Source organism: uncultured Proteiniphilum sp. (genome assembly GCF_937873925.1).
Lineage (GTDB): Bacteria > Bacteroidota > Bacteroidia > Bacteroidales > Dysgonomonadaceae > Proteiniphilum.
In genome coordinates, this window is record NZ_CALNAT010000020.1 from 1 (window position 1) to 9,531 (window position 9,531).

7 protein-coding genes and 1 pseudogene are annotated in these 9,531 nt (G+C 48.3%); 5 read left to right on the forward strand and 3 right to left on the reverse strand.

The annotated features are described in order from the left end of the window. The 3 genes from Q0502_RS01375 to ndk all read right to left on the reverse strand — a co-directional run. Window positions 1-408: nucleotide modification associated domain-containing protein (locus Q0502_RS01375; protein WP_298646278.1), on the reverse strand; the 408-nt coding region annotated here is incomplete at its 3' end. A 131-nt stretch (window positions 409-539) separates the two neighbouring features. Then, window positions 540-1,574, reverse strand: a complete 1,035-nt coding sequence (locus Q0502_RS01380; protein WP_298646281.1) for a peptidoglycan DD-metalloendopeptidase family protein — start codon at window positions 1,572-1,574, stop codon at window positions 540-542. A gap of 51 nt (window positions 1,575-1,625) precedes the next feature. Beyond that, window positions 1,626-2,087, reverse strand: a complete 462-nt coding sequence (gene ndk / locus Q0502_RS01385; RefSeq protein ID WP_298646285.1) for a nucleoside-diphosphate kinase — start codon at window positions 2,085-2,087, stop codon at window positions 1,626-1,628. Window positions 2,088-2,663: 576 nt separating this feature from the next. On the opposite strand from ndk, the gene Q0502_RS01390 reads away from it, so the two are divergent. From Q0502_RS01390 to Q0502_RS01410, 5 genes and pseudogenes are all read left to right on the forward strand, one after another. After that, on the forward strand, window positions 2,664-6,134 hold the full coding sequence (locus tag Q0502_RS01390) for a DUF2723 domain-containing protein (protein ID WP_298646287.1): 3,471 nt from the start codon (window positions 2,664-2,666) through the stop codon (window positions 6,132-6,134). 66 nt (window positions 6,135-6,200) lie between these two features. Next, the gene (locus tag Q0502_RS01395) at window positions 6,201-6,839 is read left to right on the forward strand and encodes a polysaccharide deacetylase family protein (protein WP_298646294.1); all 639 of its coding nucleotides are present in this window, start codon (window positions 6,201-6,203) and stop codon (window positions 6,837-6,839) included. A gap of 273 nt (window positions 6,840-7,112) precedes the next feature. Next, complete coding sequence (locus Q0502_RS01400; RefSeq protein ID WP_298646288.1) at window positions 7,113-7,835, forward strand: ABC transporter ATP-binding protein; 723 nt, start codon at window positions 7,113-7,115, stop codon at window positions 7,833-7,835. Continuing rightward, complete coding sequence (locus Q0502_RS01405) at window positions 7,832-9,094, forward strand: ABC transporter permease (protein WP_298646291.1); 1,263 nt, start codon at window positions 7,832-7,834, stop codon at window positions 9,092-9,094. Before Q0502_RS01400 ends, Q0502_RS01405 begins: the two co-directional genes overlap by 4 nt. Before the next feature lie 108 nt (window positions 9,095-9,202). Beyond that, a pseudogene (locus Q0502_RS01410) lies at window positions 9,203-9,531 on the forward strand (ABC transporter permease); the annotation flags it as partial.

Consider the following 9,531-nt stretch of genomic DNA (forward strand, 5'->3'; position numbering starts at 1 on the left):
CAGGATAAGGTCGGTATAGGAACTCATCCGCATACTCCTCCAGGCTTCGCCGTAATCGTGATTCTTGGCGTCCATCAGTTCTTTCGATTCCGCCGTGAAACGGTCGTAAAGATCCAAGGCCTTTTCAGCCGAAATATCCACCGTGTCGACATAGCCCAGTTGCAATTGGATCAGCCCGACGATACCGTAATTCACGATGCCGATATATTCGGGGAAAATACCCTCGTCTACCCGGCTATCTTTTTTCATTTCAAGCGTGCGGATACGTTTCGCCTTAATAAAGATCTGATCGGTCACCGACCCGGGGCGAAGGATCCGCCATGCAGCCCCGTAATCCTGTAATTTCTTGACGAATATGGCGCGACAGATAGCGATCACCTCGTCAAATTGATGGTGGGTTACGTCCATTTCGAATTTGTAAATCTTTTTACGTGAAACAACGACTAATCGTAATTGAATTGAACTGAACAAAGGTACTAAAAAAAAGGTACAAGTTCATTATCCTGTACCTTTTTCTGTGCACCTGTCGGGGTTACAATTTATGAAATGCGGATAGATTTGCCTATGCGCAACGTAGTTTTCGAAGTGATATTGTTCAATGTGCAGAGTTTATTCACAGAAACACCATAGCGTTTGGCGATAGCACCCAGTGTATCCCCTTTCCGGATCCTGTGATAATTCACTTCACCCGAAACATATTTGTTCGTATCCGTATTTCCGGCCGGTTCCCTGTAATTTGAGGTATTGCCCGCGTTGCTTTTCACAACGACCTTGCTGCTGTTGGATGTTTTTTTGTAACTTGAATTGGTTACCAGATATTCCTCGTGATGGGGAATTTTTTTCTGGAAATCGATGATGAAATTGGGGTTGATGGGTTTTCCCAGAAAACGGGTCTCGAAATGCAGGTGCGATCCGTACGAACGCCCCGTATTACCGGCCAGACCAATGGGTTGTCCTGACTGGACAAAATCATTTTCGTCCACAAGGAATTTGGAAAGATGGCCGTATACTGTTTCTAATCCATTCAAATGGCGGAGTACAAGATAATAACCATATCCCCTTCTTTCGTATTGCTTCACCCTTACCTTACCGTCGAATGCGGCATAGATGGTATCGCCGGTCTGCGCTTTCAGGTCGATGCCGTAGTGGTAACGGCGGCTACCTCTCCGCCCGAAATTGGACGTCATATACCCATCTACCGGTATAGTGAAATTCTCCAGGTCCACGATAAAAGTATCGGGCGCATTTTTAAGGCTGCTACCGTACATATCCACATACCTGTTCGCCCACATCCCTTCGTAAATATCATCGGCAGGAATGGCTTCGGGATCAAACGCATCCCTCTCCTCTTCAGCTTCATCCAATACGGACAAATCCAACTTAAGTTTCAGTCCGTCGGCAAAAAGCCCCGACTGTTCGCTCAGGCTGGAACTGTGCAATTGCTTGTATATAAGCTCAGATCTTGTATTCCCGGCCGATTCCGGAGGCGATTGTGAAAATGCGTTCAATGTAACGAACAGCAAGCTTGCAGATAATAAAGTGCCTGCTTTTGCTAAAAATTGATTTCTCTCCATTGCTGTTTCACTGAATTTTTTGATAATCCATTAAAAAACACTTTTATTTTGTTACAACTCGTCACCCGCGTAAAGATACGGGAGGAGATGCTGGGAATAATTAAAAATCTCGTTCTCTGAAAAGAAGCGTCCCAACTCGGCTTCTGCCGTTTCCTGAGAATCGGAGGCATGCACAATATTCTCCTGCACGCTCATGCTATAGTCCCCCCTTATTGTGCCGGACTGTGCTTCTCTTCCGTTCGTAACACCCGATAGTTTTCGTACTGCGTTTATCACATCTATACCTTTCAGGGCCATTACCACCACCGGACTTGCCTGCATGGAATCTTTGATACGGCCGAAAAAAGGTTTTCCAATCAAATGCGAATAGTGTTCTTCAAGTGTTTCATCAGTCAATTTTACCATTTTCATGCCTACAATCTGAATCCCTTTCCTTTCAAAACGGGAGATAATTTCTCCCATGATTCCGCGTTGTACTGCAGATGGTTTCAGAATTACTAATGTAACCTCCATGGATAATAAAATGAGAAACTATAATGTAAAACGACCTTTTAATTATTGATTTTTTTCCTTAAATCATCACCAAAGTAAACTTTTTATTATTTCTCCTCCAAATATTCAACTTCTTTTTTTCGGAGGCAGTTCCAGTGATAAAAGAGAAAACAGCCCACACTCCACTGATTTACTGACATTTATCCAAAAACATGTTTTACAACACATTTTACTGATATTAAACACAATAGACAATTATTAACCATTATTCCGACGTTCTCATGGCTAAAACTGCTTTTACTTCGCGGGATCCCCCCGTAATAGCCCCTTGTCGATTTCACCATCAGCCAAAACCGGGCTCACTTCGTGGCAGGAGTACCTTCGGCAGTAGCACGACCGGTTTCACTCATGCCAAAATCCGGTTTATTTAGTGTCGCTGCCTCTTTATTTTACTTTTTTTAATACGCTGATCACAAAATGCCGTTTCATTCTCAACCGGAATAAAGAGATTTAAGTATCTTTGCCCAAAATTCGATCCATCAGGGGGATTTCAGGTTAAAATTGAAACTATACATCAATCAATTAAAAGAGAGAATAATGATCAGGTACAAGCTTATCAACAATATTGCCGGGTGGAGTGTGTTTGCTGTCGCAGCAGTTGTTTATCTGCTCACCATTGAACCCACGGCAAGTTTCTGGGATTGTGGCGAGTTCATTACCTCCGCCTACAAGCTGGAAGTGGGGCACCCGCCCGGCGCTCCTATCTTTATGCTGGCGGGTAACCTCTTCACACAGTTGGCACAGGATCCGTCGCAGGTAGCCAAAATGGTCAACAGCATGTCGGCATTGATGAGTGCATTCACCATCCTGTTCCTTTTCTGGACCATCACCCATCTGACCCGTAAACTCATTACGCCAGAGGAGGGAGGAGAACTCAGCGTAGGACGGACCATCGCAGTGATCGGTAGCGGCCTCGCAGGTGCGCTGGTGTATACTTTTTCCGACACATTCTGGTTCTCGGCCGTGGAGGGGGAAGTATACGCTTTCTCATCTATGCTCACGGCACTGGTGTTCTGGCTGATCCTCAAGTGGGAAGATAACGCTGACAGACCCCATTCCGACAAATGGCTCGTGCTGATTGCCTACATTATGGGGTTATCCATCGGCGTGCACCTGTTGAACCTGTTGTGCATCCCCGCTATCGTACTGGTCTACTACTTCAAGAAGAACGCAGCCCCTGACTGGAAAGGTGCGATCAAGGCGCTGCTGTTCTCTTTCGGACTTATCGTCGTATTGATGTGGGGGATTATTCCCGGTTTCACGAAAGTAGGCGGATGGTTCGAGTTATTCTTTGTGAACGCGTTGGGATTTTCTTATCATACAGGCACATTCGTCTACCTTGTTCTCCTGGTAGGCGTGATCGGATGGACACTCTATGAAACATTCTCCCCGAAAGGACAGGAACGTCGTGCCAGAACTGCTTTCTTTATCAGTCTGGGCATGGCGGGGATCCTTTTTATCGGCAGCAATGCCTGGTTGTGGGGGTTGCTTATTGCCGCAGGTGCTTATTTTGCATTCAGATACAAAAAATTAGAGGTCAAGTTTATCAATCTGGCTATCTCCAGCCTGATGGTGATTCTGGTTGGTTTCTCGGCGTATGCCTTGATCCCTATCCGATCAAGCGCCAATCCCCCCCTCGACCTGAATACACCCGAGGATATCTTCTCGCTGGGAAGCTACCTCAACCGTGAACAGTACGGACAAACCCCTCTTATCCACGGTACGACCTATGCTTCACAGCTGGCACGAAACGCCGACGGATCAATAGTCAGGAAAGGGGAGAGAACCTCTTATAAACAGATACTAAAAACCTCACCCGACCAGAAAGACCGGTACGAAAAGGTGACATCGCCCGAATACGAATATACCAACACCATGCTGTTGCCCAGGATGCACTCCAACTCCAGCAACCCGTCGTTCAGGAACCACAGCATCGGTTATGAACGGTGGGGCGGCGTGAGCGACCTGAACCAGAAGCCCTCCTTCTGGCAGAATATGAAATTTTTCTTCAGCTACCAGATCAATTATATGTACTGGCGCTATTTCATGTGGAATTTCTCCGGCAGGCAGAATGATATACAGGGCGACGGCGGCATCACCGCCGGCAACTGGATCACGGGAATTTCTTTCATCGACCGGCATGTGCTGGGTCTGGGGCCGCAGGATGAGATCGCACCCGACATCGTCAACAACAAAGGACGCAACAAATACTATATGCTTCCTCTGCTGCTGGGCATCATCGGCATCCTTTACCAGCTACAATTGAAAGAAAGGGGAAAACAGAGTTTTTCCGTCGTCTTCCTGCTCTTCTTCATGACCGGCCTGGCGATCATTCTCTACCTCAACCAGACGCCGTTTGAGCCGAGGGAACGCGACTACGCCTATGCCGGATCTTTCTACGCCTTCTCCATCTGGGTGGGAATGGGAGTAGCGGGCATCAGCTACTTCCTGAGAAAATATATAAAGAATACCACTGCCGCCACCGCCGTAGCTACGGTAGCTTCCCTCTGCGTTCCCCTACAGATGGCGTCGCAGACATGGGACGACCACGACCGTTCGGGAAGGACACTGGCAAGGGATACCGGCATGAACTACCTGAGTTGCGTGGGTGAGAACGGTATCCTTTTCACCAACGGCGATAACGATACCTACCCGCTCTGGTATGTACAGGAGACCGAAGGCTTCCGCACCGACGTGCGGGTCACCAACCTCAGCTTCCTCCAGACGGAATGGTATATAGACCAACTGCTGCGCCCGGCTTATGAGTCGAAACCGCTGCCCATACAGTGGACACGCCCGCAATATTCAGGCGAAGCGGGAAGCGCGGCACACATCATCACCAAAAAGGAGATAGAAGATGTACTCCGTCGGAACAAAATCCCTCCCGTCTCTTTCGGGTCCTACTACGATGTGAATGCTTTTAAAGACACGCTTTCGCTGAAACAGACAATGGAAAATCTGCGGACGGGACAGAATGCCACGCCGGCTAATCCTTTCTCTACCGGTAATACACAAATCATCCCTGGCCAGGTGCTTTCTCTCGATGTGGACACCGCCGGGGTGGATTGGAAGACCCTCGCTGCGAAACCATCCGGCAAGATGTATATTAATCTGGAAGATAAGTCGGCCCTATATCGACAGGAGTTGATGATCCTGGAGATGTTCAGCAATATCAACGACGATCACTGGCAGCGGCCTATCCATTTCGCCACCACCATCACGCCGTCTCTCTATATGAACCTGCAGAACGGCAATTTCTCGCTCAACGGCCTCACCTATCAGGTGGTCCCGGGCACTCCCCTTTATAATGGAGTGAATATAGAAACGGCGTACGACAACATGGTGAATAAATTCAGATGGGGGGGACTCGAAGAAAATTCCGATATCTATCTCGATGAAACCAGCCGGCGGATGCTTTCCACCTTCCGCCTGTATTTCACACAACTTATTGACGCGTTGATCAGTGCGGGAGAAAGTGAAAAAGCACTGACAGCGCTGGATAAAGTCACCACGATGATCCCCTCTTCCGCCGTGACTTATGGTACCGACGGGCTACTTTTCGCACGGGCGTATTACCGCCTGGGTGAAACAGAGAAGGCCGAAGCCCTTATTACGGACATCAGCGACAGGGTTAACAGCAACCTCGATTGGTTTGTACGGTTAAAACCCCTGCAGGTATCCAATACGCTTTCCGACGTGATCATCAACAACATCAACCCCATGATGCTTATCACAAGCATTTATCAGCAATATGATAAAAATAAATACCGGCTGCTGGTCGATGACCTGCTGCAACGGGCACAGACCTTCTATACGCTGGGTGTTCCCTATATAGGAGATACGCTGTTGAAAGAGATCACCGACGGTTCGGTACGCGGATATTATTCAACCGCTGCCGATGATACGTTGCACCGTGCTACAGAAGAAGAGACGATGCAGAAAACGCTCGGGATGATGCAGCAATTCAGTCCCAGGCTGCTGGAACAATACCAGTCGTCCCAGCAATAGATAAAATAACATACGGTTGTGAGTCGCCTCACAGCCGTATCTCTTTTCAATCTACAACCACATTTCATGCTGATTGAGCAACCACCCTACTTATACAGGCTTCTGTTCCCGGAAGCCCGCTGGAGGATCAGTATCCCCGGCCAGAAAACGGTCTATCTCACCTTCGACGACGGTCCCATACCCGAGGTGACACCCTGGGTATTGGATATGTTGGATCACTACAATTTAAAAGCCACCTTCTTCTGTGTGGGAGACAACGTACGCAAATATCCCGACCTGTACCGCCTGCTCCTTGAAAAGGGACATCTGACTGGTAATCATACTTTTAACCACGTACAGGGATGGAAAAACCGGACATCCTTCCTGCTGAAGAATACGGCAAAAGCGAGGGAGCTGATCGATTCACCCCTTTTCCGCCCCCCTCACGGGCATATGCGTGTACCCCAGAATTTTGCCCTGCAACAGGTCGGGTACAACGTGATAATGTGGGATGTGGTGACAAGGGATTATAGCCGTTACATGACCCCCGAACGGGTGCTGGAGAACGTGAAGAGGTACACGCGCGACGGTTCCATTATCGTGTTCCACGATTCCCTGAAAGCCGAGAAAAACATGAAGTACGCCCTTCCGCGCGCCATCGAATGGTTACAGGAAGAGGGATATGCCTTCGCACTCATCCCCAACGCACAGCAAGCCCGTCCATAGAAAATCGCGCCTCACCAACAGGTTTACCGACCTGCAACCCGTTTCCATAAAGCGGCTTGGGAGTTGAGTCACATATCCAATCATTGAGTCACCCTCTTAAAAGCATAAACAATGTTAAAATTTAAAATATCCTAGTATTATGTATTGCATAGTACAATGTTTTGACATACATTTGTGCCGTTCAAGAAAAAACAACCATTCCGTAACCCTTTCGATTGAACGATAGTCTAAATAAAGATAACCAATTATAGAGGTAACAAGAAATTTCATCATATGATTCAAATCCGGCAATTACATAAGTCCTACCACACGGAAGCCCTGTCGCTTCATGTCCTGAAAGGTATCGATCTGGAGATAGAGGCGGGAGAGTATGTCTCCATTATGGGCGCATCGGGTTCGGGAAAATCCACTCTGCTGAATATACTGGGCATCCTTGACGCATACGATTCGGGCGAATACTTCCTGAACGGCACACTGATCAAAAACCTCAGCGAAACGCAGGCGGCGCTTTACCGCAATGAGATGATCGGCTTTGTTTTCCAGTCGTTCAACCTCATCAACTTTAAGAACGCATTGGAGAATGTGGCGCTCCCGCTCTATTACAAGAAGGTGAGCCGCAAAAAACGGAATATTATCGCATTGGAGCATCTCGACAGGATGGGACTAAAAGATTGGGCGCACCATATGCCGAATGAACTGTCCGGGGGACAGAAACAACGCGTGGCCATCGCCCGCGCCCTGATCTCGAATCCTAAGATTATCCTGGCCGATGAGCCCACCGGCGCTCTCGACAGTACGACCACCGTCGAAGTGATGGAGGTGCTGACCGATCTCAACCGTGAGGGGATCACCACCATTATCGTAACGCACGAATCGTCGGTCGCGGATGCCACCCACCGTATCATCCACCTGAAAGACGGGATGATCGAATACGAAACACGCAAGGATAACGGCGTACATATCACTACCCAACCCGCAAAACCGCAAATGGTATGACCGACCAGCTTCAAGAAATACTGGCAACGCTGAAAAAGAACAGGATGCGCACCACCCTTACCGGGCTCTCGGTGTCGTGGGGTATTTTTATCCTTATTGTCCTGCTGGGAGCAGGTAACGGACTGAAAAACGGTGTGATGCAGAATTTCAGCTCCCGGGCGGTCAACCGCATCAGCCTGTGGCCCGGCACCACCTCCATGCCCCACAAGGGGTTGAAATCGGAGCGGAACCTCCATTTCACGGAAAACGAACTGGATTTGATCAGGAATGAGTTGGAGGAAAGCCGGCTCATCACCGCCAGGATCAATACCTCACAGACCATCTCTTACGGGAATGAATACGGGTCTTACCAGGTGAGGGGTGTGATGCCGAACTATTTTGATATCGAGAATCTGATCATCGGTCCGGGGGAAGGACGCTTCATCAATCAACTCGACATGAAAGAGACGAATAAGGTGATCGTACTGGATAAGAAGGTCGCCGATCTCCTTTTCAAGGACGACTCACCGCTCGGCAAGCAGGTAAAGGTGGGACAGCTTATGTTCAAGGTGATAGGGGTTAACTCCAAGAAGGAGCAGTGGGGAGGATCGAATGCATACATTCCCTTTTCCACCGCGCAGGCCATTTTCAATCCCAATCGTAAGTTCTACCAGATCACCTTCACAGTTGACGGATTAGTAACAAAGGAAGAGAATGACCGGTTCAATGAATCGCTCAGAACGTTGATGGGGCAGAGGTTGAACTTTAATCCCGAAGATCAGCAGGCCCTCTGGATATATAACGCGCAGTCGGATTACGTAGAGACAATGAAGATTTTCGGCGTGATCACCTTTATAGTCGCCCTTATCGGTATCCTCACATTGATCGCAGGAATTGTGAGTGTAAGCAACATCATGCTGGTATCGGTAAAGGAACGTACACGGGAGATAGGAATCCGGAAGGCCATCGGCGCCACGCCGGCATCTATTTTGAAAACCATTATCCTGGAATCAATCATCATCACCACCATCTTCGGTTATATAGGGCTGATGATGGGCATCGGGCTGACCGAAACGGTCAACTTCTTTATGGAACAGGCGGCTAACGGGCAAGCTGTGTCTGACGAACCGCAGATGTCAATCTTCACCAATCCTACCGTGGAAGTGGGATATGCCCTGTTCGCGACGATAGTGCTGATCATCTCCGGCGTAATTGCCGGCTACCTGCCCGCCCGCAAAGCGGTCAAAGTAAAACCCATCGAAGCGATGAGACAGGAATGATAATGTGAATAATGTGAATAATGTGGATAATGTGCCAATAAGAATAATTGAATGATTAGTAATTTAATTGGCATATTGGCATATTAATAAATTAGCAAATTAGTATATATGTTTGATTTAGACAGGTGGCAGGAAATATGGATCACCATTACGCACAACAAATCACGGAGTGTGCTGACTGCTTTTAGCGTTTTCTGGGGAATGCTGATGCTGGTGCTGATGGTGGGATCGGGCAACGCGCTTGAACAGGGAATTTTTTCGCAGATCGAGGGGTTTGCCACCAATTCCTGTTTCTTCGAATCACAACGGACCACAGTTCCCTACAAAGGCTTCCGGAAAGGAAGGAGGTGGGATATGACCAACAGCGACATCCCCGTGATCAAAGAGAAGGTACAGGAACTGCAGTATATCTCCCCCATGCTGTTCAGCGGCGGCGG

Coding starts and splice junctions, on each gene's coding strand:
- Q0502_RS01380 (WP_298646281.1), bottom strand. CDS start 1,574: ATGGAGAGAAATCAATTTTTAGCAAAAGCAGGCACTTTATTATCTGCA.
- ndk (WP_298646285.1), bottom strand. CDS start 2,087: ATGGAGGTTACATTAGTAATTCTGAAACCATCTGCAGTACAACGCGGA.
- Q0502_RS01390 (WP_298646287.1), top strand. CDS start 2,664: ATGATCAGGTACAAGCTTATCAACAATATTGCCGGGTGGAGTGTGTTT.
- Q0502_RS01395 (WP_298646294.1), top strand. CDS start 6,201: ATGCTGATTGAGCAACCACCCTACTTATACAGGCTTCTGTTCCCGGAA.
- Q0502_RS01400 (WP_298646288.1), top strand. CDS start 7,113: ATGATTCAAATCCGGCAATTACATAAGTCCTACCACACGGAAGCCCTG.
- Q0502_RS01405 (WP_298646291.1), top strand. CDS start 7,832: ATGACCGACCAGCTTCAAGAAATACTGGCAACGCTGAAAAAGAACAGG.